This window comes from Staphylococcus sp. FSL W8-0304 (assembly GCF_038006565.1).
In the GTDB taxonomy this organism is placed as follows: Bacteria; Bacillota; Bacilli; order Staphylococcales; family Staphylococcaceae; genus Staphylococcus; species Staphylococcus epidermidis.
Genome location: NZ_JBBOVL010000001.1, coordinates 2,309,001 through 2,335,859, shown reverse-complemented (window position 1 = coordinate 2,335,859; position 26,859 = coordinate 2,309,001). Strand labels below are relative to the sequence as shown.

The 26,859-nt window shown below is 36.3% G+C and carries 22 protein-coding genes, 1 tRNA gene, 3 rRNA genes and 1 other annotated feature (1 of these 27 cut by a window edge); of the genes, 24 read left to right on the top strand and 2 right to left on the bottom strand.

The annotated features are described in order from the left end of the window. Positions 1–20: 20 nt before the first annotated feature. The 4 genes from NST35_RS11095 to rrf all read left to right on the top strand — a co-directional run bounded on the left by NST35_RS11095 (position 21) and on the right by rrf (position 5,034). Positions 21–1,571, top strand: a 16S ribosomal RNA gene (locus NST35_RS11095). Between the two features lie 96 nt (positions 1,572–1,667). Continuing rightward, positions 1,668–1,744 (top strand) — tRNA-Ile (locus tag NST35_RS11090). 183 nt (positions 1,745–1,927) lie between these two features. Further along, positions 1,928–4,849, top strand: a 23S ribosomal RNA gene (locus NST35_RS11085). Positions 4,850–4,919: 70 nt separating this feature from the next. Then, positions 4,920–5,034: ribosomal RNA gene (gene rrf, locus NST35_RS11080) — 5S ribosomal RNA — on the top strand. Together the 16S, 23S and 5S rRNA genes with 1 tRNA gene alongside form the textbook arrangement of a ribosomal RNA operon. Before the next feature lie 248 nt (positions 5,035–5,282). On the opposite strand, the gene pdxR is transcribed toward rrf, so the two are convergent. Then, positions 5,283–6,647, bottom strand: a complete 1,365-nt coding sequence (gene pdxR / locus NST35_RS11075) for a MocR-like pyridoxine biosynthesis transcription factor PdxR (protein ID WP_002458657.1) — start codon at positions 6,645–6,647, stop codon at positions 5,283–5,285. A 96-nt stretch (positions 6,648–6,743) separates the two neighbouring features. Between pdxR and pdxS the strand changes: the two genes are divergently transcribed. Together pdxS and pdxT are read left to right on the top strand one after the other, a co-directional pair. Next, positions 6,744–7,631 (top strand): pyridoxal 5'-phosphate synthase lyase subunit PdxS, encoded by an 888-nt coding sequence (pdxS, locus tag NST35_RS11070; protein WP_001830030.1) that lies wholly within the window; start codon positions 6,744–6,746, stop codon positions 7,629–7,631. 2 nt (positions 7,632–7,633) lie between these two features. Further along, entirely contained in the window at positions 7,634–8,191 is a 558-nt protein-coding gene (pdxT, locus tag NST35_RS11065; protein ID WP_032594185.1) for a pyridoxal 5'-phosphate synthase glutaminase subunit PdxT, read from the top strand. Positions 8,192–8,509: 318 nt separating this feature from the next. On the opposite strand, the gene NST35_RS11060 is transcribed toward pdxT, so the two are convergent. Continuing rightward, positions 8,510–9,724 (bottom strand): NupC/NupG family nucleoside CNT transporter, encoded by a 1,215-nt coding sequence (locus NST35_RS11060; RefSeq protein ID WP_002438658.1) that lies wholly within the window; start codon positions 9,722–9,724, stop codon positions 8,510–8,512. 156 nt (positions 9,725–9,880) lie between these two features. On the opposite strand from NST35_RS11060, the gene NST35_RS11055 reads away from it, so the two are divergent. The 18 genes from NST35_RS11055 to rplA all read left to right on the top strand — a co-directional run bounded on the left by NST35_RS11055 (position 9,881) and on the right by rplA (position 26,678). Further along, on the top strand, positions 9,881–10,342 hold the full coding sequence (locus NST35_RS11055) for a CtsR family transcriptional regulator (protein ID WP_001832288.1): 462 nt from the start codon (positions 9,881–9,883) through the stop codon (positions 10,340–10,342). Between the two features lie 20 nt (positions 10,343–10,362). Continuing rightward, positions 10,363–10,926, top strand: coding sequence for a UvrB/UvrC motif-containing protein (locus NST35_RS11050; protein ID WP_002469112.1), 564 nt, complete (start codon positions 10,363–10,365; stop codon positions 10,924–10,926). After that, complete coding sequence (locus tag NST35_RS11045) at positions 10,916–11,923, top strand: protein arginine kinase (RefSeq protein WP_002438663.1); 1,008 nt, start codon at positions 10,916–10,918, stop codon at positions 11,921–11,923. The genes NST35_RS11050 and NST35_RS11045 overlap by 11 nt, the downstream gene beginning before the upstream one ends. 13 nt (positions 11,924–11,936) lie before the next feature. Continuing rightward, complete coding sequence (locus NST35_RS11040) at positions 11,937–14,390, top strand: ATP-dependent Clp protease ATP-binding subunit (protein ID WP_002445729.1); 2,454 nt, start codon at positions 11,937–11,939, stop codon at positions 14,388–14,390. A 490-nt stretch (positions 14,391–14,880) separates the two neighbouring features. After that, positions 14,881–16,254: a DNA repair protein RadA gene (gene radA / locus NST35_RS11035; protein ID WP_002458651.1), complete on the top strand. Its 1,374-nt coding sequence runs from the start codon at positions 14,881–14,883 to the stop codon at positions 16,252–16,254. Between the two features lie 53 nt (positions 16,255–16,307). Further along, positions 16,308–17,366, top strand: a complete 1,059-nt coding sequence (locus NST35_RS11030) for a PIN/TRAM domain-containing protein (protein ID WP_002458650.1) — start codon at positions 16,308–16,310, stop codon at positions 17,364–17,366. Between the two features lie 410 nt (positions 17,367–17,776). Further along, complete coding sequence (gene gltX, locus NST35_RS11025; protein WP_002438667.1) at positions 17,777–19,231, top strand: glutamate--tRNA ligase; 1,455 nt, start codon at positions 17,777–17,779, stop codon at positions 19,229–19,231. 384 nt (positions 19,232–19,615) lie between these two features. Then, positions 19,616–20,245 (top strand): serine O-acetyltransferase, encoded by a 630-nt coding sequence (cysE, locus tag NST35_RS11020; protein WP_002438669.1) that lies wholly within the window; start codon positions 19,616–19,618, stop codon positions 20,243–20,245. Continuing rightward, a complete protein-coding gene (gene cysS / locus NST35_RS11015) occupies positions 20,229–21,629 on the top strand; it encodes a cysteine--tRNA ligase (protein ID WP_002445731.1) in 1,401 nt (466 codons plus the stop codon). The genes cysE and cysS overlap by 17 nt, the downstream gene beginning before the upstream one ends. A 4-nt stretch (positions 21,630–21,633) precedes the next feature. Further along, complete coding sequence (locus NST35_RS11010) at positions 21,634–22,020, top strand: Mini-ribonuclease 3 (protein ID WP_002469321.1); 387 nt, start codon at positions 21,634–21,636, stop codon at positions 22,018–22,020. Positions 22,021–22,027: 7 nt separating this feature from the next. After that, complete coding sequence (rlmB, locus tag NST35_RS11005) at positions 22,028–22,777, top strand: 23S rRNA (guanosine(2251)-2'-O)-methyltransferase RlmB (protein ID WP_002458646.1); 750 nt, start codon at positions 22,028–22,030, stop codon at positions 22,775–22,777. Next, positions 22,774–23,301, top strand: coding sequence for an NYN domain-containing protein (locus tag NST35_RS11000; protein WP_001832317.1), 528 nt, complete (start codon positions 22,774–22,776; stop codon positions 23,299–23,301). The genes rlmB and NST35_RS11000 overlap by 4 nt, the downstream gene beginning before the upstream one ends. A 69-nt stretch (positions 23,302–23,370) precedes the next feature. Then, positions 23,371–23,946 (top strand): sigma-70 family RNA polymerase sigma factor, encoded by a 576-nt coding sequence (locus NST35_RS10995; protein ID WP_002458644.1) that lies wholly within the window; start codon positions 23,371–23,373, stop codon positions 23,944–23,946. A 123-nt stretch (positions 23,947–24,069) separates the two neighbouring features. Beyond that, positions 24,070–24,213 (top strand): 50S ribosomal protein L33, encoded by a 144-nt coding sequence (rpmG, locus tag NST35_RS10990; protein ID WP_001832285.1) that lies wholly within the window; start codon positions 24,070–24,072, stop codon positions 24,211–24,213. A 62-nt stretch (positions 24,214–24,275) separates the two neighbouring features. Further along, on the top strand, positions 24,276–24,458 hold the full coding sequence (gene secE / locus NST35_RS10985) for a preprotein translocase subunit SecE (protein WP_002438679.1): 183 nt from the start codon (positions 24,276–24,278) through the stop codon (positions 24,456–24,458). A gap of 10 nt (positions 24,459–24,468) precedes the next feature. After that, complete coding sequence (gene nusG, locus NST35_RS10980) at positions 24,469–25,017, top strand: transcription termination/antitermination protein NusG (RefSeq protein WP_002458643.1); 549 nt, start codon at positions 24,469–24,471, stop codon at positions 25,015–25,017. Positions 25,018–25,347: 330 nt separating this feature from the next. Continuing rightward, complete coding sequence (rplK, locus tag NST35_RS10975; RefSeq protein WP_001832298.1) at positions 25,348–25,770, top strand: 50S ribosomal protein L11; 423 nt, start codon at positions 25,348–25,350, stop codon at positions 25,768–25,770. A gap of 212 nt (positions 25,771–25,982) precedes the next feature. After that, positions 25,983–26,678 (top strand): 50S ribosomal protein L1, encoded by a 696-nt coding sequence (rplA, locus tag NST35_RS10970; RefSeq protein ID WP_001832314.1) that lies wholly within the window; start codon positions 25,983–25,985, stop codon positions 26,676–26,678. Positions 26,679–26,765: 87 nt separating this feature from the next. Continuing rightward, positions 26,766–26,859 (top strand) — a sequence feature (ribosomal protein L10 leader region) (it continues 54 nt past the right edge of the window).

Sequence of the window (26,859 nt, the reverse complement as noted above, 5' to 3'; positions counted from 1 at the left end):
CTAATCAAACATCATAATTTTTTATGGAGAGTTTGATCCTGGCTCAGGATGAACGCTGGCGGCGTGCCTAATACATGCAAGTCGAGCGAACAGACGAGGAGCTTGCTCCTCTGACGTTAGCGGCGGACGGGTGAGTAACACGTGGATAACCTACCTATAAGACTGGGATAACTTCGGGAAACCGGAGCTAATACCGGATAATATATTGAACCGCATGGTTCAATAGTGAAAGACGGTTTTGCTGTCACTTATAGATGGATCCGCGCCGCATTAGCTAGTTGGTAAGGTAACGGCTTACCAAGGCAACGATGCGTAGCCGACCTGAGAGGGTGATCGGCCACACTGGAACTGAGACACGGTCCAGACTCCTACGGGAGGCAGCAGTAGGGAATCTTCCGCAATGGGCGAAAGCCTGACGGAGCAACGCCGCGTGAGTGATGAAGGTCTTCGGATCGTAAAACTCTGTTATTAGGGAAGAACAAATGTGTAAGTAACTATGCACGTCTTGACGGTACCTAATCAGAAAGCCACGGCTAACTACGTGCCAGCAGCCGCGGTAATACGTAGGTGGCAAGCGTTATCCGGAATTATTGGGCGTAAAGCGCGCGTAGGCGGTTTTTTAAGTCTGATGTGAAAGCCCACGGCTCAACCGTGGAGGGTCATTGGAAACTGGAAAACTTGAGTGCAGAAGAGGAAAGTGGAATTCCATGTGTAGCGGTGAAATGCGCAGAGATATGGAGGAACACCAGTGGCGAAGGCGACTTTCTGGTCTGTAACTGACGCTGATGTGCGAAAGCGTGGGGATCAAACAGGATTAGATACCCTGGTAGTCCACGCCGTAAACGATGAGTGCTAAGTGTTAGGGGGTTTCCGCCCCTTAGTGCTGCAGCTAACGCATTAAGCACTCCGCCTGGGGAGTACGACCGCAAGGTTGAAACTCAAAGGAATTGACGGGGACCCGCACAAGCGGTGGAGCATGTGGTTTAATTCGAAGCAACGCGAAGAACCTTACCAAATCTTGACATCCTCTGACCCCTCTAGAGATAGAGTTTTCCCCTTCGGGGGACAGAGTGACAGGTGGTGCATGGTTGTCGTCAGCTCGTGTCGTGAGATGTTGGGTTAAGTCCCGCAACGAGCGCAACCCTTAAGCTTAGTTGCCATCATTAAGTTGGGCACTCTAAGTTGACTGCCGGTGACAAACCGGAGGAAGGTGGGGATGACGTCAAATCATCATGCCCCTTATGATTTGGGCTACACACGTGCTACAATGGACAATACAAAGGGCAGCGAAACCGCGAGGTCAAGCAAATCCCATAAAGTTGTTCTCAGTTCGGATTGTAGTCTGCAACTCGACTATATGAAGCTGGAATCGCTAGTAATCGTAGATCAGCATGCTACGGTGAATACGTTCCCGGGTCTTGTACACACCGCCCGTCACACCACGAGAGTTTGTAACACCCGAAGCCGGTGGAGTAACCATTTGGAGCTAGCCGTCGAAGGTGGGACAAATGATTGGGGTGAAGTCGTAACAAGGTAGCCGTATCGGAAGGTGCGGCTGGATCACCTCCTTTCTAAGGATATATTCGGAACATCTTCTACGAAGATGAGGGATAACGTGACATATTGTATTCAGTTTTGAATGTTTATTTGCATTCAAATTATATAATGGGCCTATAGCTCAGCTGGTTAGAGCGCACGCCTGATAAGCGTGAGGTCGGTGGTTCGAGTCCACTTAGGCCCACCATTCATTTGTACATTGAAAACTAGATAAGTAAGTAAGATTTTACCAAGCAAAACCGAGTGAATAGAGTTTTAAATAAGCTTGAATTCATAAATAATCGCTAGTGTTCGGAAGAACACTCACAAGATTAATAACTAGTTTTAGCTATTTATTTTGAATTGTTATTCAAAATATGGTGGAAACATAGATTAAGTTATTAAGGGCGCACGGTGGATGCCTTGGCACTAGAAGCCGATGAAGGACGTTACTAACGACGATATGCTTTGGGTAGCTGTAAGTAAGCGTTGATCCAGAGATTTCCGAATGGGGGAACCCAGCATGAGTTATGTCATGTTATCGACATGTGAATTCATAGCATGTCAGAAGGCAGACCCGGAGAACTGAAACATCTTAGTACCCGGAGGAAGAGAAAGAAAAATCGATTCCCTGAGTAGCGGCGAGCGAAACGGGAAGAGCCCAAACCAACAAGCTTGCTTGTTGGGGTTGTAGGACACTCTATACGGAGTTACAAAAGAACATGTTAGACGAATCATCTGGAAAGATGAATCAAAGAAGGTAATAATCCTGTAGTCGAAAACATATTCTCTCTTGAGTGGATCCTGAGTACGACGGAGCACGTGAAATTCCGTCGGAATCTGGGAGGACCATCTCCTAAGGCTAAATACTCTCTAGTGACCGATAGTGAACCAGTACCGTGAGGGAAAGGTGAAAAGTACCCCGGAAGGGGAGTGAAAGAGAACTTGAAACCGTGTGCTTACAAGTAGTCAGAGCCCGTTAATGGGTGATGGCGTGCCTTTTGTAGAATGAACCGGCGAGTTACGATCTGATGCAAGGTTAAGCAGCAAATGTGGAGCCGCAGCGAAAGCGAGTCTGAATAGGGCGTTGAGTATTTGGTCGTAGACCCGAAACCAGGTGATCTACCCTTGGTCAGGTTGAAGTTCAGGTAACACTGAATGGAGGACCGAACCGACTTACGTTGAAAAGTGAGCGGATGAACTGAGGGTAGCGGAGAAATTCCAATCGAACTTGGAGATAGCTGGTTCTCTCCGAAATAGCTTTAGGGCTAGCCTCAAGTGATGATTATTGGAGGTAGAGCACTGTTTGGACGAGGGGCCCCTCTCGGGTTACCGAATTCAGACAAACTCCGAATGCCAATTAATTTAACTTGGGAGTCAGAACATGGGTGATAAGGTCCGTGTTCGAAAGGGAAACAGCCCAGACCACCAGCTAAGGTCCCAAAATATATGTTAAGTGGAAAAGGATGTGGCGTTGCCCAGACAACTAGGATGTTGGCTTAGAAGCAGCCATCATTTAAAGAGTGCGTAATAGCTCACTAGTCGAGTGACACTGCGCCGAAAATGTACCGGGGCTAAACATATTACCGAAGCTGTGGATTGTCCTTTGGACAATGGTAGGAGAGCGTTCTAAGGGCGTCGAAGCATGATCGCAAGGACATGTGGAGCGCTTAGAAGTGAGAATGCCGGTGTGAGTAGCGAAAGACGGGTGAGAATCCCGTCCACCGATTGACTAAGGTTTCCAGAGGAAGGCTCGTCCGCTCTGGGTTAGTCGGGTCCTAAGCTGAGGCCGACAGGCGTAGGCGATGGATAACAGGTTGATATTCCTGTACCACCTAGTATCGTTTTAATCGATGGGGGGACGCAGTAGGATAGGCGAAGCGTGCTGTTGGAGTGCACGTCCAAGCAGTAAGGCTGAGTGTTAGGCAAATCCGGCACTCATAAGGCTGAGCTGTGATGGGGAGAGGAAATTGTTTCCTCGAGTCGTTGATTTCACACTGCCGAGAAAAGCCTCTAGATAGATAACAGGTGCCCGTACCGCAAACCGACACAGGTAGTCAAGATGAGAATTCTAAGGTGAGCGAGCGAACTCTCGTTAAGGAACTCGGCAAAATGACCCCGTAACTTCGGGAGAAGGGGTGCTCTTTAGGGTTCACGCCCAGAAGAGCCGCAGTGAATAGGCCCAAGCGACTGTTTATCAAAAACACAGGTCTCTGCTAAACCGTAAGGTGATGTATAGGGGCTGACGCCTGCCCGGTGCTGGAAGGTTAAGAGGAGTGGTTAGCTTCTGCGAAGCTACGAATCGAAGCCCCAGTAAACGGCGGCCGTAACTATAACGGTCCTAAGGTAGCGAAATTCCTTGTCGGGTAAGTTCCGACCCGCACGAAAGGCGTAACGATTTGGGCACTGTCTCAACGAGAGACTCGGTGAAATCATAGTACCTGTGAAGATGCAGGTTACCCGCGACAGGACGGAAAGACCCCGTGGAGCTTTACTGTAGCCTGATATTGAAATTCGGCACAGCTTGTACAGGATAGGTAGGAGCCTTTGAAACGTGAGCGCTAGCTTACGTGGAGGCGTTGGTGGGATACTACCCTAGCTGTGTTGGCTTTCTAACCCGCACCACTTATCGTGGTGGGAGACAGTGTCAGGCGGGCAGTTTGACTGGGGCGGTCGCCTCCTAAAAGGTAACGGAGGCGCTCAAAGGTTCCCTCAGAATGGTTGGAAATTATTCATAGAGTGTAAAGGCATAAGGGAGCTTGACTGCGAGACCTACAAGTCGAGCAGGGTCGAAAGACGGACTTAGTGATCCGGTGGTTCCGCATGGAAGGGCCATCGCTCAACGGATAAAAGCTACCCCGGGGATAACAGGCTTATCTCCCCCAAGAGTTCACATCGACGGGGAGGTTTGGCACCTCGATGTCGGCTCATCGCATCCTGGGGCTGTAGTCGGTCCCAAGGGTTGGGCTGTTCGCCCATTAAAGCGGTACGCGAGCTGGGTTCAGAACGTCGTGAGACAGTTCGGTCCCTATCCGTCGTGGGCGTAGGAAATTTGAGAGGAGCTGTCCTTAGTACGAGAGGACCGGGATGGACATACCTCTGGTGTACCAGTTGTCGTGCCAACGGCATAGCTGGGTAGCTATGTATGGACGGGATAAGTGCTGAAAGCATCTAAGCATGAAGCCCCCCTCAAGATGAGATTTCCCAACTTCGGTTATAAGATCCCTCGAAGATGACGAGGTTAATAGGTTCGAGGTGGAAGCGTGGTGACACGTGGAGCTGACGAATACTAATCGATCGAAGACTTAATCAATTTTTTTAAAAGCGTTTTGCGACGCAAAACTTACTTACTATCTAGTTTTGAATGTATAATCATTCATTTGTCTGGTGACAATGGCAAGGAGGTCACACCTGTTCCCATGCCGAACACAGAAGTTAAGCTCCTTAGCGCCGATGGTAGTCGGACTGACGTTCCGCTAGAGTAGGACGTTGCCAGGCAAATATTGTATGGATGCGATGAGCCTAATCGAGACCGAAAGGTCTCTTTTTTTATATGAAAAGAGTTCTAAAAGGAAAGTATTGATAAATAAATTAGCTACTTAATAACTTTTATAAGAGGTGAGGTAATTTCATTTGTGGCTTATAAAGGTTAAGTAGCATATCTAACCTTAACCTTAAATGCTTTAATTACTGTTGTGTATCGTAACAATAATTAAAGCATTTTAAAGTTTCTTAAAGTCTATTATTTATATAACGAGTGAATGAATTAATGCATTAACATGATCTTCTAATTCTTCTTTTTTTATCCCTCCAAATCCTAAAATAAATTTTGGATAAGCTTTAGAATAATTTTCGTAATGATAAGGTTTTAATTTTAAATTATTTTTTTTCGCATTTTTTAAACATTGTTTCATCGACATTCCATTATTAACAGTTATTGTAAAATGCATTCCAGTTAGTGCGCCTTCAATCTTTATTTGAGTATTGTATGGCTCTAATCGTTTTAAAATATAATCAAGTTTATCTCTATAAATCTTTCGCATTTTATTCAAATGTCTTTCAAATTTCCCACTTATCATGAATTGAGCAACCATGTGTTGAATGTGCACTGGCACTGTATTTCCCTCTTTATATTTTTGATTATTATATTTGTTCATTAAATTTTGTGGCAAAACAATATATGCAATCCTACAGCTTGGATATAAAGATTTTGAGAAAGTACTAATATAAATGACTTTTCCTTTTGTGTCTAAACTTTGTAATGCAGGTATGGGTTTGCCAAAATATCTAAATTCTGAATCATAATCATCTTCAATAATATATCTTTGCTTTGCTTGATGCGACCAATTGATTAATTGCGTTCTTTTTTTTAAATTGGTGACATAACCAGTTGGAAATTGATGAGAAGGTGTTATATATAAAATATTGTTATTTGTATGTAAAATAGGATCGATTTGTATTCCATTTTGTTCAACTGGTACCTGAATATAACTTATACCTTTTTTATCAAGCGTATGTTTAATTGGTGGATAACTTGGCTGTTCAATAATAAACTCTTCTTTTTTTAGTAAATTGGTTATCATATCGAGTAACTGGCTTGTTGATGATCCAATAATAACTTGATTTGGGTGACAAGTGACGCCACGACTATTAAATAAGTAATGTGAAATTTGTTGCCTTAAAATATATTCTCCTTGACGCTCACCTCGTTGTAATAGTGATAGCTGATGATCTTCAAAAACGTCTTTCGCATATTTTCTAAAAATATGCATAGGAAAACTTTCAGAATCAATTTCAGCTAAATTAAAAGCATATTTATATTGTCGTTGCTTCTTTTCTAAGTTATCAGTGTTTAATTGATTTGTTTGTCGATGTATCACTGGCAATGATTCTATATCGGAAACGAAGTATCCAGATCTAGGTTTCGAATAAATGAAACCTTCATCTACAAGTAATTGATATGCATGTTCTATTGTAGTGTGGCTAACAGATAAATAGTTACTTAACTGTCGTTTAGATGGAAATCTATCATTTGATTGATATTGACCTTCGATAATTTGATTTTTTAACTTTTCATATAACGATAAATAAAGTGGTTGATTTACTTTCAATTAACTGACCCCTATCTTTATGTACAAATTGAACCTTTTTAAATATCAGTTTATCTCGTAAAATATATTTAATCAATAAGAAAAGGGGTAAGTAGTATGTCTAAAATAGTAGGATCAGATCGAGTGAAAAGAGGAATGGCTGAAATGCAAAAAGGCGGTGTCATTATGGACGTCGTTAATGCAGAACAAGCGAAAATTGCAGAAGAAGCCGGAGCTGTTGCCGTAATGGCATTAGAACGTGTACCATCAGATATTCGTGCTGCTGGTGGTGTTGCACGTATGGCGAATCCTAAAATAGTTGAAGAAGTTATGAATGCTGTTTCAATTCCTGTTATGGCTAAAGCCAGAATTGGTCATATTACAGAAGCGAGAGTTTTAGAATCGATGGGTGTTGACTATATAGATGAATCTGAAGTACTAACGCCTGCAGACGAAGAATATCATTTAAGAAAAGATCAATTTACAGTTCCTTTTGTGTGTGGCTGTCGTAACTTAGGTGAAGCAGCACGACGCATTGGTGAAGGTGCGGCGATGTTGCGTACGAAAGGTGAACCTGGTACTGGTAATATTGTTGAAGCTGTTCGTCATATGCGACGTGTTAATTCTGAAGTTAGCCGTTTAACAGTTATGAACGATGATGAAATTATGACATTTGCAAAAGATTTGGGTGCACCTTATGAAGTATTAAAACAAATTAAAGATAATGGACGTCTTCCTGTAGTTAATTTTGCAGCTGGTGGTGTTGCTACGCCTCAGGATGCAGCACTAATGATGGAATTAGGTGCAGATGGTGTATTTGTTGGTTCAGGTATATTTAAATCTGAAGATCCTGAAAAATTTGCTAAAGCTATCGTTCAAGCTACTACACATTATCAAGATTATGAGTTAATTGGAAAATTGGCAAGTGAGTTAGGTACGGCTATGAAAGGTCTAGATATTAATCAAATTTCACTAGAAGAAAGAATGCAAGAGCGTGGTTGGTAATGATTAAAATTGGTGTTTTAGCCTTACAAGGTGCTGTACGTGAACATATTCGTCATATTGAATTAAGTGGTTATGAAGGCATTGCTATAAAAAGAGTAGAGCAGCTAGATGAAATTGATGGTCTAATATTACCTGGTGGAGAGTCAACAACATTACGTCGTTTAATGGATTTATATGGATTTAAAGAAAAGTTACAACATTTAGATATGCCAATGTTTGGAACATGTGCTGGACTAATCGTTCTTGCAAAAAATGTTGAAAATGAGTCTGGTTATTTAAAGAAATTAGACATAACTGTTGAGCGTAATTCATTCGGTAGACAAGTCGATAGCTTTGAATCTGAACTTGATATTAAAGGGATAGCAAATGATATTGAGGGAGTATTTATTAGAGCACCTCATATTGCTAAAGTGGATAACGGAGTGGAAATACTTAGTAAAGTTGGAGATAAAATAGTAGCTGTCAAACAAGGACAATATCTCGGTGTTTCTTTCCATCCAGAACTAACTGATGATTATCGTATCACTAAGTATTTTATTGAACATATGATTAAACATTAATCATTTTGTAATATTTGATTTACAAATTACTCTCTATAAAATTTAACAATTTATTTTGAAAGAAGTTTTATAAATTGTAGATTATTTTACTCTACGTATGAGATAACGATTGATTGTTCTAATTATTTGTCAAAATTCTAATATTTAAATCATTTAAAGAAGCCTGGGACAAACACTTGTCTCAGGCTTTTTCAATACATTGACAGATTGAGTGTCATTGAAGAAGCTCAGAATTTAAAAAAATGTATCTTTACGATTTGAATTAAAATAAAAGCAAGAGAAACAAAACGTTACTCTTGCTTAAATCTACGTATGTTATTAGATGAAGAATCCTGCAATAGCCGCTGATATAAACGAAACAAGTGTTGCACCAAATAATAATTTTATTCCGAAACGAGCAACAACGTCACCTTTTTCATCATTCAATGATTTAATAGCTCCTGAAATAATACCAATTGAACTAAAGTTTGCGAATGATACTAAGAAGACAGAGGTAATTCCTTTAGCATGTTCCGATAATCCAGTCGCTTTACCTAAATCTTGCATTGCTACAAATTCATTAGATAGTAATTTTGTAGCCATTACTGAACCAGATTGAACTGCATCTTGCCACGGTATTCCAGTTAGGAAAGCGAAAGGTGCAAAAATAAATCCAATAAGCGTTTGGAAGTTCCATTGAATAGCACCACCAGACATAAAGCTTAAGATTCCACTCACCATTCCATTTAATAAAGCAATAATTGCAATATAACCTATCAGCATAGCGCCTACAATAACTGCTACTTTAAATCCATCTAGTATATACTCCCCAAGCATTTCAAAGAAAGATTGTTTTTTTGTTTCGTTCTCATCAATTAATAATTTGTCGTCTTCCTCATTGACTTTATAAGGATTAATGATAGATGCAATGATAAAACCACCAAACAAGTTAAGCACTACTGCAGTAACAACATATTTTGGTTCAATAAGTGTAAAATAAGCGCCTATAATTGATGCTGATACCGTTGACATCGCTGAAGCAGTTAATGTATATAAGCGTTGTTTAGGTATGTAAGGTAATTGTTTTTTTAATGAGATAAAGACTTCAGATTGTCCTAGAATTGCTGCCGCGACCGCATTGTAAGATTCTAAACGGCCCATTCCATTAATTTTTGAAATTAAAAAGCCCAGTAAGTTAATAATTAGTGGAAGTATTCGTGTATATTGTAATATACCAATCAATGCTGAAATAAAAACAATAGGTAACAAAACGCTAAAGAAGAATGGTGGTTGTTTAGGATCAATAAATTTAAAGCCACCAAATACAAAATTGACACCGACCGCTGCTTTAGCTAATAAATAATTAAAACCATCTGAAATACTCCCAATAACTGAAATTCCCAAATTAGTTTTAAGTAATATAAATGCAAATATTAGTTGAATTACTAATAGCAATCCAACATATCGCCAGCGAATATTTTTTCTGTCTGAACTAAATAAAACTGCGAGTGCTAAAAAGAAAATGATTCCTAATATCCCAATCACAATATGCATATTTCTTCATTCCTTTAAATTTTTTCTATTTTCTATCATACAACAAAATGAACACGCTAACATCATTAATTTGAAATTTTAAAATCAAATTGGTTGAAAAAGGTCAAAGATGGTCATATAATATAGTCAAAGAAGGTCAAAAAAGAGGTGATATCTATGCACAATATGTCCGACATCATAGAACAATACATTAAGCGGTTATTTGAAGAAGCAGATGAAGATGTTGTAGAAATACAACGCGCTCATATTGCTCAACGTTTCGATTGTGTTCCTTCTCAACTTAACTATGTTATTAAGACACGTTTTACTAATGAACATGGTTATGAAATAGAAAGTAAACGTGGTGGCGGTGGTTACATTCGAATCACTAAAATTGAAAATAAAGATGCTACAGGTTATATTAATCACTTACTACAATTAATAGGTCCATCTATTTCTCAACAACAAGGGTATTATGTCATAGATGGTTTGTTAGATAAAGGTTTGATCAATGAAAGAGAAGCTAAAATGATACAGACCATTATTGATAGAGAAACTTTAAAAATGGATGTTGTTGCACGCGATATTATTAGAGCTAATATCTTAAAACGATTACTACCAGTTATTAATTATTACTAGGTTAGGTGAGGTGTTTAAAATTGCTTTGTGAAAATTGCCATTTTAATGAAGCGGAAGTTAAACTTACTGTTAAAGGTATAGATAGTACGCATGAAAAATGGGTATGTTCAGTATGTGCCCAAGGAGAAAACCCCTGGTTACATTCTAACGATGATAATACGTATCATACACACCAAGACGATATAGAAGAAGCATTTGTAGTGAAACAGATACTTCAACACCTTGCTGCAAAACATGGTATTAATTTTCATGAGATGGCATTTAAAGAAGAAAAAAAATGCCCAACGTGTCAGATGACACTTAAGGATATTGCACATGTTGGTAAGCTTGGGTGTGCTGATTGTTATGCTACGTTTAAAGAAGACATCATTGATATAGTTCAACGTGTTCAAGGTGGTCAATTTGAACATGTAGGAAAAACACCACAATCATCGTATAAGAAACTTGCAATAAAAAAGCAAATTGAAGAAAAATCAAAATATCTAAATAAATTGATAGATGGTCAAGAGTTTGAAGAGGCAGCGATTGTTCGTGATGAAATTAAAGCTTTAAAAAGTGAGAGCGAGGTGTCTCATGATGAGTAATATCCATACTAATATTAGTGAGTGGATGAAGATGTCTGAGGAGACACCTGTTATTATTTCTTCCAGAATTCGATTAGCTAGAAATCTTGAAAACCATGTCCACCCACTTATGTTCCCTTCAGAGCAAGAAGGATATCGAGTGATAAATGAAGTTCAAGATGCGCTTTCCAACTTAACTTTAAATCGATTAGATACGATGGATCAACAAAGTAAAATGAAATTGGTTGCGAAACATCTTGTGAGTCCTGAACTAGTGAAACAACCTGCTTCAGCAGTAATGTTAAATGATGATGAATCGGTAAGTGTTATGATAAACGAAGAAGATCATATACGAATACAGGCTCTAGGAACTGATTTATCGCTAAAGGATTTATATCAACGCGCTTCTAAAATTGATGATGAATTAGATAAAGCGTTAGACATTAGTTATGATGAGCATTTAGGATATTTAACTACCTGTCCTACTAATATTGGTACAGGAATGCGTGCAAGTGTGATGTTACATTTACCTGGACTCTCCATTATGAAAAGAATGAACAGAATTGCACAAACAATTAATCGTTTTGGATTTACAATTCGAGGTATATACGGAGAAGGGTCACAAGTATATGGTCACATTTATCAGGTTTCAAACCAACTTACACTAGGGAAAACAGAAGAAGACATTATCGATAACTTAACTGAAGTTGTAAATCAAATTATAAATGAAGAAAAGCAAATAAGAGAAAGACTTGATAAACACAATTCTGTAGAGACACTGGATAGAGTTTATCGATCATTAGGTGTACTACAAAACAGTAGAATTATTTCTATGGAAGAAGCCTCATATCGTTTGAGCGAAGTGAAACTAGGTATTGATTTGAATTATATTTTGCTTGAAAATTTTAAATTTAATGAATTAATGGTAGCAATACAGTCACCATTTTTAATAGATGACGATGATAATAGAACAGTAAATGAAAAAAGAGCTGATTTATTAAGAGAACATATAAAATAGGAGGTATTTATACATGTTATTTGGTAGATTGACAGAGCGTGCACAACGTGTGTTGGCACATGCACAAGAGGAAGCAATTCGTTTGAACCATTCTAATATTGGAACAGAACATCTTTTGCTTGGTTTAATGAAAGAGCCAGAAGGTATAGCAGCAAAGGTATTAGTAAGTTTTAATATTACTGAAGATAAAGTCATCGAAGAAGTTGAAAAACTTATCGGTCACGGTCAAGAGCAAATGGGCACACTACATTATACACCGAGAGCAAAAAAAGTAATTGAACTGTCTATGGATGAAGCTCGAAAGCTACATCATAACTTTGTAGGAACAGAGCATATACTATTAGGTTTAATTAGAGAAAATGAAGGTGTTGCAGCACGTGTATTTGCAAACCTAGATTTAAATATTACTAAAGCACGTGCCCAAGTTGTAAAAGCTTTAGGAAGTCCAGAAATGAGTAATAAAAATGCGCAAGCTAATAAGTCTAATAACACGCCTACTTTAGATGGATTAGCTAGAGATTTAACTGTTATTGCTAAAGATGGAACGTTAGATCCAGTCGTAGGACGAGATAAAGAAATTACTCGTGTAATTGAAGTTTTAAGTCGTCGTACTAAAAATAATCCTGTGCTAATTGGTGAACCCGGTGTTGGTAAAACAGCAATTGCTGAAGGGCTTGCGCAAGCAATTGTTAAAAATGAAGTACCAGAAACTTTAAAAGACAAACGTGTAATGTCATTAGATATGGGTACAGTCGTAGCTGGCACTAAATATCGTGGTGAATTTGAAGAAAGATTGAAAAAAGTTATGGAGGAAATCCATCAAGCTGGTAATGTTATTCTATTTATCGATGAACTTCATACTTTAGTTGGCGCTGGTGGCGCAGAAGGAGCAATTGATGCATCTAATATTTTAAAACCTGCTTTAGCTCGTGGAGAATTGCAATGTATAGGTGCCACAACATTAGATGAATATCGTAAAAATATAGAAAAAGACGCTGCATTAGAACGTCGTTTTCAACCAATTCAAGTGGATGAACCTACAGTTGAAGACACGATTGAAATCTTAAAAGGATTACGTGACCGTTATGAGGCTCATCACAGAATTAATATCTCAGATGAAGCTTTAGAAGCGGCTGCTAAATTGAGTGATCGCTATGTTTCAGATCGTTTCTTGCCAGATAAAGCCATTGACTTAATTGATGAGGCAAGTTCAAAAGTTAGACTTAAAAGTCATACAACGCCAAGTAATTTAAAAGAGATTGAACAAGAAATTGATAAAGTAAAAAATGAAAAAGATGCTGCAGTTCATGCTCAAGAATTTGAAAATGCCGCTAATTTAAGAGATAAGCAATCTAAACTTGAAAAGCAATATGAAGATGCTAAAAATGAATGGAAAAATGCACAAGGTGGTTTAGATACTGCCTTATCTGAAGAAAATATCGCTGAAGTAATAGCTGGTTGGACAGGTATTCCTTTAACTAAAATTAATGAAACTGAATCAGATCGTTTATTGAATCTTGAAGATACACTTCATAAACGTGTCATTGGACAAAACGATGCTGTCAATTCAATTAGTAAAGCTGTTAGAAGAGCTCGTGCTGGTCTTAAAGATCCAAAACGTCCAATCGGTAGTTTTATTTTCTTAGGACCTACAGGTGTGGGTAAAACTGAATTGGCTCGTGCTTTAGCTGAATCTATGTTTGGTGAAGACGATGCAATGATTCGCGTAGATATGAGTGAATTTATGGAGAAACATGCTGTCAGTCGATTAGTTGGTGCACCTCCAGGATATGTAGGACATGATGACGGCGGTCAATTGACTGAAAAAGTTAGACGTAAACCATACTCTGTGATTTTATTTGATGAAATTGAGAAAGCACATCCTGACGTATTTAATATTCTTCTACAAGTTTTAGATGATGGTCATTTAACAGATACTAAAGGTCGTACTGTGGACTTCCGTAATACTGTGATTATTATGACTTCTAATGTGGGAGCTCAAGAATTACAGGACCAACGCTTTGCTGGTTTTGGAGGTGCTTCAGAAGGTAGTGACTACGAAACTGTCAGAAAAACAATGATGAAAGAATTAAAAAATTCATTCCGACCAGAATTCTTAAACCGTGTTGATGACATTATTGTCTTCCACAAACTTACAAAAGATGAATTAAAAGAAATTGTTACAATGATGGTAAATAAACTTACTCACCGTCTTTCAGAGCAAAATATTAATATTGTTGTTACTGATAAAGCGAAAGAAAAAATTGCAGAAGAAGGATATGATCCTGAATATGGTGCTAGACCACTCATTAGAGCAATTCAAAAAACGGTTGAAGATAATTTAAGCGAATTGATTTTAGATGGAAATAAAATTGAAGGTAAAGAAGTAACAATTGATCATGATGGTAAAGAATTTAAGTATGATATTTATGAAATTACAGCTAAAAAAGAAACAACAGAATCATAATTAAATTATTATAACTTTAATTTCGCATATTGAGTTACTACAATTATAACGTTAAATATTAAATTAAGAAGAGTGAGATAGAAAGCGTAAGTAATTCGCTGTCTCACTTGGTAATGAGGACTAGAGTTGAAAATTGAGATTAGCCCAAGTTCAACTCGGTTGTCAATTGCCAATAAATAAAATGCCTGGGACAATCATTGTCTCAGGCATTTTCTATACTAAGATAATCACTTAAATATATAATAATAAACAATGAATGAGGTAAATCAATTTAAAATTTTACTTATATTTTTGCTGAATCATCATTAGTATAATTGCCAGAATGTTTAAACAGATAAGCATATGATGAATGTTATAGGTTCATTATAGAAATATTATGAAAGGGTTATAGACTTATAAGTGTTATCAACATCATTATTTAATTTTAATTTGTCAGATTCAACTTGTCAGTTTAAAATAGATTTGTTCATATTAAATCGGAGGTGTCTCAATGGCCAAGAAAAAAGTAATATTCGAATGTATGGCATGTGGCTATCAATCTCCTAAGTGGATGGGCAAGTGCCCTAACTGCGGTGCGTGGAATCAAATGGAAGAAATAGTAGAAAAGGTTGCTCATCCTAAACATGGTGTAAAAACAAAAGAAACAGCAGGTAAGGTACAAAAGTTAAATAGTGTTAAGCATGAAGCTACCCCTAGATTACTTACAGAATCAAAGGAATTTAACCGTGTTTTAGGTGGAGGTATTGTAAGTGGTTCGTTAGTACTAATAGGTGGAGACCCAGGTATTGGTAAGTCGACTTTATTGCTACAAATTTGTGCTGCGCTGTCACAAAATAAGAATGTTTTATATATTACTGGTGAGGAATCTATTAATCAAACTAAGTTGCGCGCTGATCGTTTAGAAGAAGATTCTAGTCATCTTAATGTTTTAGCTGAAACTGATTTAGAAGTGATACATCAAACTGTAAAAGAAGAGAGACCTGACTTACTTGTTGTTGATTCGATTCAAACAATCTATCATCCGGAAATTAGTTCCGCACCTGGATCGGTATCACAAGTAAGAGAGAGTACGCAGAGTTTAATGAACATTGCTAAACAGATGAATATTGCCACATTTATTGTGGGACACGTAACAAAAGAAGGACAAATCGCCGGACCAAGATTATTGGAACATATGGTTGATACAGTTCTTTATTTTGAAGGAGACGAGCATCACGCTTATCGTATCCTTAGAGCAGTAAAAAATAGATTCGGTTCTACAAATGAGATGGGGATTTTCGAAATGAAGCAAAGTGGATTAAAAGGTGTACTTAATCCTTCTGAAATGTTTTTAGAGGAACGTTCTACAAATGTTCCGGGCTCTACAATCGTCCCCACTATGGAAGGAACAAGACCACTACTCATTGAAGTCCAAGCGCTTGTTACACCAACTACATTTAATAATCCTAGACGAATGGCTACAGGTATAGATCATAATCGATTAAGTTTACTTATGGCGGTTCTAGAAAAAAAGGAAAACTATTTACTCCAACAACAAGATGCCTATATTAAAGTAGCAGGTGGCGTCAAATTAACAGAACCTGCTGTTGATTTAAGTATTATTGTTGCGACAGCATCAAGTTTTAAAGATCAAGCTGTTGATGGATTAGATTGTTTTGTGGGTGAAGTTGGATTAACAGGTGAAGTACGCAGAGTATCTCGCATAGAGCAACGTGTTCAAGAAGCGGCCAAACTAGGGTTTAAAAGAGCTATTATTCCACAGACAAATATTGGAGGTTGGACATTCCCAGAAGGCATCCAAGTCGTTGGTGTTTCATCAGTACATGAAGCTTTAAAATATGCATTACATTCAAAACCGAGGTAAGCCGTATTATTAAGCCATACTAGGATATAACATCAATGGAAGGAGGATATAAGTTGAATATAACAAAAGCAATTGTTGTAGCAATCTATATCATTGTTGGTGCAGCTCTTGGTGTTATAATTATACCCGAAGTTGTTAAAGATCTTGGCATTCATCAGCATGCGGTTATCACTAATTATTATGTAGATAGTTTCATAGGCATTATTATATTTTTTATTATATTTGGATTATTCATTAATAAAGTAACATATGCTTTTAAACAATTTGAACAATTAATCATGAGACGCAGTGCGGTAGAAATATTATTTGCTACAATTGGTTTAATTATTGGTTTATTTATTTCAGTGATGGTTTCTTTTATCTTAGAAATGATAGGTAATTCCATATTAAATCACTTTGTACCTATGATTATCACTATTATTTTATGTTATTTAGGCTTTCAATTTGGTCTGAAAAAAAGAGATGAAATGCTTATGTTTTTACCAGAGAATATGGCACGTTCCATGTCTAATAATACACGAAGAGCGACACCTAAGATTGTAGATACAAGTGCAATTATCGATGGAAGGATATTAGATATTATACGTTGCGGATTTATCGATGGTGATATATTAATACCACAAGGCGTTATAAATGAATTACAAGTTATAGCGGATGCTAAAGATAGCGTGAAACGTGAAAAAGGTCAAAGAGGATTAGATATTTTGAATCAACTTTATGATTTAGATTACCCTACACGCGTTATACATCCAACTCAATCCCATAGTGATATAGATACATTATTAATTAAATTAGCACAACAGTATCACGCACATGTGATTACGACTGATTTTAATTTAAATAAAGTATGTCATGTTCAAGGAATTACTGCACTCAACGTTAATGATTTATCGGAAGCAATCAAACCTAATGTACATCAAGGCGACCAGTTAAGTATTTTATTAACGAAGATAGGTAAAGAGCCAGGACAAGGCGTAGGATATTTAGATGATGGTACAATGGTGGTTGTTGATAACGCGAAGAGTTACATTGGTCAACAGGTTGATTTAGAGGTCGTAAGTTTGTTACAAACATCATCAGGAAGAATTGTTTTTGCGAAATTTGTTGACTGAAAATTTTATAGATTATCTTTGTTAGAATAAGGGTTTCATGTGAAACGTACCTTACGAATTTAGGTGCTATATTTAATTGAAATATTTCAAATTGGTTTTATTTAACAAGGTTATACATATTAAACATGTGACTTATCAAAGAGGCCTTTAAGTGCTACAATATTATTGAAATGTTAGGTGGATTAGAATATTCAATATTTAATCAAGTTATTCATCAAGGTATACTTTAGGGTATCTTTATCGTTTGAATAACTTTTTTAAAATTAAACCACTTACAATAAACTACCGCATTTATTTGCATATTTTGATAGTGGTCATAGTTATCATTTTATTGATGTATAATTTGCAAAGTATTTTAATTAATATTTGGCTATTTATTATCCACACAATTAATAGTAGGAGTGAAAATAATGAGTGAACGTATCAGAGTAAGATATGCGCCAAGTCCAACAGGATATTTGCATATTGGTAATGCAAGAACAGCATTATTCAATTATTTATTTGCTAAACATTATAATGGTGATTTTGTTGTTCGCATCGAAGATACAGATAGTAAACGTAATTTAGAAGATGGTGAATCTTCACAATTCGATAATCTAAAATGGTTAGGTTTGGATTGGGATGAATCTGTCGATAAAGATAAAGGTTTTGGACCTTATCGTCAATCTGAACGTGCAGAAATCTATAATCCACTAATTCAACAGCTATTAGAGGAAGACAAAGCATATAAATGTTATATGACTGAAGAAGAGTTAGAAGCAGAGCGTGAAGCTCAAATTGCTCGTGGAGAGATGCCAAGATATGGTGGACAACATGCGCACTTAACAGAAGAACAGCGTCAACAGTACGAAGCGGAAGGGCGTAAACCATCAATTCGTTTCCGTGTGCCTAAAGATCAAACATATACTTTCAATGACATGGTTAAAGGAGAAATTTCCTTTGAATCTGACAATATCGGAGACTGGGTAATTGTAAAAAAAGATGGTGTTCCGACTTATAATTTTGCAGTTGCCGTAGATGATCATTATATGCAAATATCAGATGTTATACGTGGTGATGACCATGTTTCAAATACACCTAAGCAGTTAATGATATATGAAGCATTTGGATGGGAAGCACCTCGTTTTGGTCATATGTCACTCATTGTTAATGAAGAGCGTAAAAAATTAAGCAAGCGAGATGGTCAAATCCTACAATTTATCGAGCAATATCGTGACTTAGGATATCTTCCAGAAGCATTATTTAACTTTATTACATTGTTAGGTTGGTCACCTGAAGGTGAAGAGGAAATCTTTTCTAAAGAAGAATTTATAAAGATTTTTGATGAAAAACGCTTGTCTAAGTCTCCAGCTATGTTCGATAGACAAAAACTTGCTTGGGTTAACAATCAGTATATGAAAACAAAAGATACAGAAACAGTATTCGAACTTGCATTACCTCATTTAATCAAGGCTAATCTTATACCTGAAAACCCATCAGAAAAGGATAGAGAATGGGGACGTAAATTAATAGCGTTGTATCAAAAAGAAATGAGTTACGCTGGTGAAATTGTTCCATTATCAGAAATGTTCTTCCATGAAATGCCGGAACTTGGAAAAGATGAACAAGAGGTATTACAAGGAGAACAAGTGCCAGAACTAATGAACCATTTATATGGTAAATTAGAATCTTTAGAATCGTTTGAGGCAACTGAAATTAAGAAAATGATTAAAGAAGTTCAAAAAGAAACTGGTATTAAAGGTAAACAATTATTTATGCCTATTCGTGTTGCTGTTACTGGACAAATGCATGGTCCTGAATTACCTAACACAATTGAAGTATTAGGCAAAGATAAAGTATTGTCACGCTTAAAAAACCTTGTTTAAATAAATATTAAGTCATAAAGTGTTTACGACTTGAAATTTTACAAGTGACAACATATGATTATAAATATAAAGTGATTCAAAGGATTAGTAGTTAAATGTTTATGTGTCAGAGAGTGTGCGGTAGCTGTGAGCACATCATAAATATTAATGAATGCACCTTTGTTAATAAAAATAAATAATTGAGATGAGAATAGTAATAAATCAAATATGAGTATTGCTATTAAATGAAGAGTGGAACCGTGCGAGAGCGCCTCTAGCAACAAATGTTAGAGGTGCTCTTTTCATATTTTTAAACTTATGATACCGATGATATTCCGCATAGTGATTTAAACGTGTTGAAATTAATTTGATTAGACTGAGGGGGAGACGTTCGTGTTAAAAAGAATGAGAGACGATATAAAGATGGTGTTTGAACAGGATCCTGCAGCGCGCTCGACTTTAGAAGTAATAACTACTTACGCTGGATTACATGCAGTTTGGAGTCACTTAATTGCCCATAAATTATATAAAAATAGACGCTATGTAGCAGCCAGAATGATTTCTCAACTATCACGTTTTTTTACCGGAATTGAAATACATCCAGGTGCAAAAATCGGTAAGCGTTTATTTATCGACCATGGCATGGGTGTAGTTATTGGAGAAACATGTACAATTGGTGATAATGTTACTATTTATCAAGGAGTTACTTTAGGTGGTACAGGCAAAGAAAAAGGAAAACGCCATCCTGATATTGGTGATAATGTTTTGATAGCAGCTGGATCTAAGATATTAGGTAATATAAAAATTGAATCAAATGTGAATATTGGAGCTAATTCCGTAGTATTACAGTCTGTTCCTAGTTATACAACTGTAGTAGGTATACCAGGTCACATTGTTAAACAAGAAGGTAGACGTATTGGTAAAACATTTGATCACCGTAACTTACCTGATCCACTTTACGAACAAATTAAACACTTAGAAAGACAGCTTGAAAAAGCTAAGAATGGAGAGATTCAAGATGATTACATTATATAATACCTTAACACGTCGGAAAGAGACGTTTGAGCCCATTGAACCAGGTAAGGTCAAAATGTATGTATGTGGGCCAACAGTTTACAATTATATTCATATTGGAAATGCACGACCAGCTATTAATTATGATGTAGTCAGAAGATATTTCGAATATAAGGGATATGAAGTCATCTATGTTTCTAATTTCACAGACGTTGATGATAAACTCATTAATCGCTCTAAAGAACTTAATGAAAGTGTTCCTGAAATTGCTGAAAAGTATATTAAAGCTTTTTATGAGGACGTTGGTGCTTTGAATGTGAAAAAGGCTACATCTAATCCGCGTGTGATGCATCATATGGGTGAAATTATTGATTTTATTAAAGAATTAGTAGATGAAGGTTATGCATATGAAAGTGACGGTGATGTCTATTTTAGAACACGTCAATTTGATGGATATGGTAAATTAAGTCATCAATCATTAGATGATTTGAAAGTTGGCGCTCGTATTGAAGCTGGAGAACAAAAAGAAGATGCGCTAGATTTTACTTTATGGAAGAAAGCTAAACCAGGTGAAATTAGTTGGAATAGTCCATTTGGTAAAGGTAGACCAGGTTGGCACATTGAATGTTCAGTAATGGCTTATCATGAACTAGGGTCTACAATAGATATTCACGCAGGTGGTTCAGATTTACAATTTCCGCATCATGAAAATGAAATTGCTCAATCAGAGGCTCATAATCATGCACCTTTCGCAAATTATTGGATGCATAATGGTTTTATTAATATTGATAATGAGAAAATGAGTAAGTCTCTAGGAAATTTCATTTTAGTTCACGATATCATTAAAGAAGTCGATCCAGACGTATTACGATTCTTTATGATTAGTGTGCATTATCGTAGCCCAATAAACTACAATTTAGAATTAGTAGGTGCGGCGCGAAGTGGTCTTGAACGTATACGTAATAGCTACAAGTTAATTGAGGAAAGAGAACAAATTGCCTCAGATTTGGAAGAACAATCAGAATATATACAACAAATAGATAAAATACTAAATCAATTTGAAACGGTAATGGATGATGACTTTAATACTGCTAATGCAGTAACTGCATGGTATGACTTAGCTAAACTTGCAAATAAATATGTATTAGAAAATACAACTTCAACAAAAGTTTTAAATAGATTTAAAGAAGTGTACAGCATTTTTAGTGACGTCCTTGGTGTACCACTTAAGAGTAAAGAAACTGAAGAGTTACTAGATGAAGACATTGAACAATTGATTGAGGAGCGTAATGAAGCACGTAAAAATAAAGATTTCGCTCGAGCAGATGAAATTAGAGATATGTTAAAAGCACGTCATATCATTTTAGAAGATACCCCCCAAGGTGTAAGATTTAAACGTGGCTAAACATATGAACGTAAAACTTCTTAATCCTTTAACATTGGCATATATGGGTGATGCAGTACTTGATCAACATGTGCGTGAATATATCGTGCTAAAATTACAAAGTAAACCTCATCGTTTGCACCAAGTATCGAAAAGTTACGTTTCAGCGAAAAGTCAAGCTAAGACTTTAGAGTATTTGTTAGATATTGACTGGTTTACAGAGGAAGAGCTAAGTGTTTTAAAACGAGGACGTAACGCTAAAAGTTATACAAAAGCTAAAAATACTGACATTCAAACTTATCGTAAAAGTTCAGCGTTAGAAGCTGTTATCGGATTTTTATATTTAGACCATCAATCAGAACGATTAGAAAACTTATTAGAAACAATTGTTAGGATAGTGGATGAAAGGTAGTGTGAATGTGGAAGATATAGTGATAGTAGGTAGACACGCAGTTAAAGAAGCAATTATATCAGGTCACGCCATAAATAAGATTTTGATTCAAGATGGTATAAAAAAGCAACAAATTAACGACATTTTAAAAAATGCAAAATCACAAAAATTAATTGTACAAACGGTACCAAAATCTAAATTAGATTTTTTAGCAAATGCACCTCACCAGGGTGTGGCTGCTTTAGTAGCCCCATATGAATATGCAAACTTCGATGAATTTTTACAAAAACAAAAGAAAAAAGACCGTTATTCAACTGTTATCATTTTAGATGGTTTAGAAGATCCGCATAATCTTGGCTCTATATTAAGAACAGCAGATGCTTCTGGTGTTGATGCGGTTATTATACCTAAAAGACGATCAGTTGCGTTAACACAGACCGTTGCCAAAGCTTCTACAGGAGCGATTCAGCATGTTCCGGTCATAAGAGTTACTAATCTTTCGAAAACTATCGATGAATTAAAAGACAGTGGCTTTTGGATTGCGGGTACAGAAGCTAGTAATGCAACGGATTATAGAGATTTACAAGCAGATATGTCACTAGGTATTGTTATAGGTAGTGAGGGGCAAGGTATGAGTCGGTTAGTGAGTGATAAGTGTGATTTTCATATTAAGATTCCAATGGTTGGACATGTCAATAGCTTGAACGCTTCTGTGGCTGCAAGTTTAATGATGTATGAAGTATATCGTAAACGTCATCAGTTAGAGGAAAAGTCATGAAGAAAAGATACTTAATTATAGATGGCTACAATATGATTGGCCAATCCTCAACACTTAGCACTGTTGCTAAAGAGAATTTAGAAGAAGCTAGAGAGCAATTATTAGACACAATTGCCAACTACAATGCATTAATAGCAGATGAAATTGTCTGTGTATTTGATGCCTATGAACAGTCAGGGATAGAAAGGGAATACTTCTATCATGGCGTCAAAACAATCTTTACTAAAGAAAAAGAAACTGCAGATAGTTTTATAGAACGCTACGTGTATGAACTATATAATAAACACACAACACACATTACCGTTGTAACAAGTGATATGAGTGAACAACATGCTATTTTTGGTTCAGGTGCATATCGTATTTCTTCAAGAGAAATGTGGCGTGAATTAAAAGAAAATGAGGTTGTTGTTAACAAGTCACTTGATGATTTTAGCGAAAAGAAACCAAGAATTAGAATTCCGTTATCTAATGAGATACTTGAAGAATTTGAAAAGATTAGACGTGGCAATCAGAAAAAAGACTAATTTTGCTCTGTTGTGATTTTAGATAGATTTCATATAAACTAATTTCAACTTACTCGAAAGGTTAGATATATGAATCTGAATAAACAGCAACAAGAATATACAGCAATGTGTCTATCGCAAACAGAAAATAAATGTTCTGAAGAACTATTTGAGTCTTTAATAGAAGAACTAAAGCCACTGATTTACAAAAAAATAAGGTATATCTCCCATAATAAGTATGACATTGAGGACATGTATCAAGAGATTGTTATTAAATTCTACCGTGCCTTGCATAAATTCGACCATCAACAAGGTGTACCAATAGAACACTATATTTACTTCTTAATTCGTTCGGTTAAATATGACTATCTTAGAAAAGTAAGAGCGAATTATAAACGTCAACCGCTACTTGTTAATGAATGTATTGTTGAATATAATGCTACTTTGGCATTAAACGATATAGAAAGATCGATAATTAGAAAAGAATTAACATTAGCTTTTAAAAGAAGCGAAGACAAACTCAGTCGAATGGAAAGACGTATTATTCGATTACTACTTAATGATTACAAGCCAAAAGAGATTGCCATGGTTTTAAATTTAGAATCCAAAGTTGTTTATAATGCGATTCAACGTAGTAAATGGAAACTTAAAAGAAGTTTTAAATAAGAAAATAATATGTAAATAGTATACTGTATAGTGAGGAAATTATAGCGTGGCGTATAAGTTTGACATTTAATACAATACTTATGTATAGTATATTGGTATTATAATGAGTAAAGGTGAATAATTGTGAAGAAAGTACCTTTGAATTGTGAGAATTGTGGCAATCGGAATTACAATGTTCCTAAAAAAGAAGGCTCAGCAACGAGACTTACTTTAAAAAAATACTGTCCAAGATGTAACGCGCATACAGTTCATAAAGAATCAAAATAAGATGATATCAATTAATTGAATATGACTTTCATTAGAAAGTCATAGAGTGTGGAGGTCTTATGATGGCTAAAAAAGAAAGTTTCTTTAAAGGCGTTAAGTCAGAAATGGAAAAGACGAGTTGGCCAACTAAGGAAGAATTATTTAAATATACAATAATAGTTGTATCTACAGTGATATTCTTCTTAGTCTTTTTCTATGCCTTAGACATAGGAATTAATGCATTAAAACAATTATTTTTAGGTTAGGAGTGAAGACATGTCTGAAGAAGTAGGCGCTAAGCGTTGGTATGCTGTACATACCTATTCTGGATATGAAAATAAAGTTAAAAAGAATTTAGAAAAAAGAGTAGAATCTATGAATATGACTGAACAAATTTTCAGAGTTGTCATACCAGAAGAGGAAGAAACTCAAGTTAAGGACGGGAAAGCTAAAAAGCTTGTGAAGAAAACATTTCCTGGATATGTGTTAGTTGAGTTAATCATGACAGATGAGTCGTGGTATGTAGTTAGAAATACTCCTGGAGTTACAGGATTTGTCGGATCTGCAGGTGCAGGCTCAAAACCTAACCCACTACTTCCTGAAGAAGTACGCTTCATTCTTAAGCAAATGGGTCTTAAAGAGAAAACAATAGATGTTGAACTCGATGTTGGAGAACAAGTTCGTATCCAATCAGGTCCTTTTGCTAATCAAGTTGGAGAAGTACAAGAGATTGAAGCGGATAAATTCAAGCTTACTGTACTTGTGGATATGTTTGGTCGTGAAACACCTGTAGAAGTTGAATTTGACCAAATTGAAAAATTATAAAACCATTTTGTTTAAATTTATTCAAAACACATTTGAATAGATTAAAAAAGATATTCATTAAAAGAAAATAGAATTGTAGGTTAGAAAAGTATATCCCTTTATTTATAAGTGATGGATGTACATAAACAAACGATATGAATGTATAAAATAAAACAAATAATAATAGCGTAGTTAGTAAAGATGAAATTTTACTATTGATTTTTTATCAATATGAGTGTTAAAATAATGTGGTCGCGCTTTTATAGCGCTCATTTCGTCACGAAATGTTTAAGAGTGGGAGGGCAAAACTAAGCCCTGTGACCACATCACGATATCAAGGAGGTGCACATCGTGGCTAAAAAAGTAGAAAAAGTAGTTAAATTGCAAATTCCTGCAGGTAAAGCGAATCCAGCACCACCAGTTGGTCCAGCATTAGGTCAAGCAGGTGTGAACATTATGGGATTCTGTAAAGAATTCAATGCTCGTACGCAAGAACAAGCAGGTTTAATCATTCCGGTAGAAATCAGTGTTTATGAAGACCGTTCATTTACATTCATTACAAAAACTCCGCCGGCTCCAGTACTACTTAAAAAAGCAGCTGGTGTTGAAAAAGGTTCTGGTGAACCTAATAAAACTAAAGTTGCAACAGTAACTAAAGATCAAGTACGCGAAATTGCTCAAACAAAAATGCAAGACTTAAATGCTGCAGACGAAGAAGCAGCAATGCGTATTATTGAAGGTACTGCACGTAGCATGGGTATCACTGTACAATAATAAAGCGAAACTTTTTAAATTAATTTGAAATAAACTTAATTTAGACGATAAAAAGCAGGTAACAGATAGGGTATACAATGAATATTGTCTATTGGTTTGTTAACATTGCAAAGTAGTGATGTTAACGTTCATCTGTTATCTGCTCTTAACTTGCAAGGCGCAAGTGAATGTGGGAGGAAATTCCGCTAAAACCACTAAAGGAGGAACTATAAATGGCTAAAAAAGGTAAAAAGTATCAAGAAGCAGCTAGTAAAGTTGACCGCACTCAATACTATAGTGTTGAAGAAGCAATCAAATTAGCTAAAGAAACTAGCGTTGCTAATTTCGACGCTTCTGTTGAAGTTGCATTCCGTTTAGGAATTGATACACGTAAAAATGACCAACAAATCCGTGGTGCAGTAGTATTACCACACGGTACTGGTAAATCACAACGTGTACTCGTTTTCGCTAAAGGCGATAAAATCACTGAAGCTGAAGAAGCAGGTGCAGATTATGTAGGTGAAGCAGATTACGTACAAAAAATCCAACAAGGTTGGTTTGATTTTGATGTAGTTGTAGCTACACCTGACATGATGGGTGAAGTTGGTAAACTTGGTCGAGTATTAGGACCTAAAGGTTTAATGCCTAACCCTAAAACTGGCACTGTAACAATGGATGTTAAAAAAGCAGTTGAAGAAATCAAAGCAGGTAAGGTAGAATACCGTGCTGAAAAAGCAGGTATTGTACATGCGTCAATTGGTAAAGTGTCATTCGATGAAGAAAAATTAGTTGATAACTTCAGAACTTTACAAGATGTATTAGCGAAAGCTAAACCAGCTTCTGCTAAAGGTACTTACTTCAAATCTGTTGCTGTTACAACAACAATGGGTCCTGGAGTGAAAGTCGATACTTCATCTTTCAAACTATAAATTTTAAATAGAAAACAAATTACAGGCTAACTATCAATTTTAGTCTGTAATTTTTTGTTGACTTTTTATACTAAAGCAGTTATATTAATACTTGTGATTATTTTACCTAAGACAGTAGGAGTTATTAATAACTTAAAACAATATCCTACCGAGGCTAAAATTGACTTGAACGTGATGATTA

Bases quoted from the DNA above. Each gene is read 5' to 3' on its own strand.
- NST35_RS11010 (WP_002469321.1), top strand. From the start codon at position 21,634: ATGAACGTAAAACTTCTTAATCCTTTAACATTGGCATATATGGGTGAT.
- radA (WP_002458651.1), top strand. From the start codon at position 14,881: ATGGCCAAGAAAAAAGTAATATTCGAATGTATGGCATGTGGCTATCAA.
- cysS (WP_002445731.1), top strand. From the start codon at position 20,229: ATGATTACATTATATAATACCTTAACACGTCGGAAAGAGACGTTTGAG.
- NST35_RS11045 (WP_002438663.1), top strand. From the start codon at position 10,916: ATGATGAGTAATATCCATACTAATATTAGTGAGTGGATGAAGATGTCT.
- gltX (WP_002438667.1), top strand. From the start codon at position 17,777: ATGAGTGAACGTATCAGAGTAAGATATGCGCCAAGTCCAACAGGATAT.
- pdxS (WP_001830030.1), top strand. From the start codon at position 6,744: ATGTCTAAAATAGTAGGATCAGATCGAGTGAAAAGAGGAATGGCTGAA.
- nusG (WP_002458643.1), top strand. From the start codon at position 24,469: ATGTCTGAAGAAGTAGGCGCTAAGCGTTGGTATGCTGTACATACCTAT.
- NST35_RS11060 (WP_002438658.1), bottom strand. From the start codon at position 9,724: ATGCATATTGTGATTGGGATATTAGGAATCATTTTCTTTTTAGCACTC.
- cysE (WP_002438669.1), top strand. From the start codon at position 19,616: ATGAGAGACGATATAAAGATGGTGTTTGAACAGGATCCTGCAGCGCGC.
- NST35_RS11055 (WP_001832288.1), top strand. From the start codon at position 9,881: ATGCACAATATGTCCGACATCATAGAACAATACATTAAGCGGTTATTT.
- NST35_RS11040 (WP_002445729.1), top strand. From the start codon at position 11,937: ATGTTATTTGGTAGATTGACAGAGCGTGCACAACGTGTGTTGGCACAT.
- NST35_RS11000 (WP_001832317.1), top strand. From the start codon at position 22,774: ATGAAGAAAAGATACTTAATTATAGATGGCTACAATATGATTGGCCAA.
- secE (WP_002438679.1), top strand. From the start codon at position 24,276: ATGGCTAAAAAAGAAAGTTTCTTTAAAGGCGTTAAGTCAGAAATGGAA.
- NST35_RS10995 (WP_002458644.1), top strand. From the start codon at position 23,371: ATGAATCTGAATAAACAGCAACAAGAATATACAGCAATGTGTCTATCG.
- rplA (WP_001832314.1), top strand. From the start codon at position 25,983: ATGGCTAAAAAAGGTAAAAAGTATCAAGAAGCAGCTAGTAAAGTTGAC.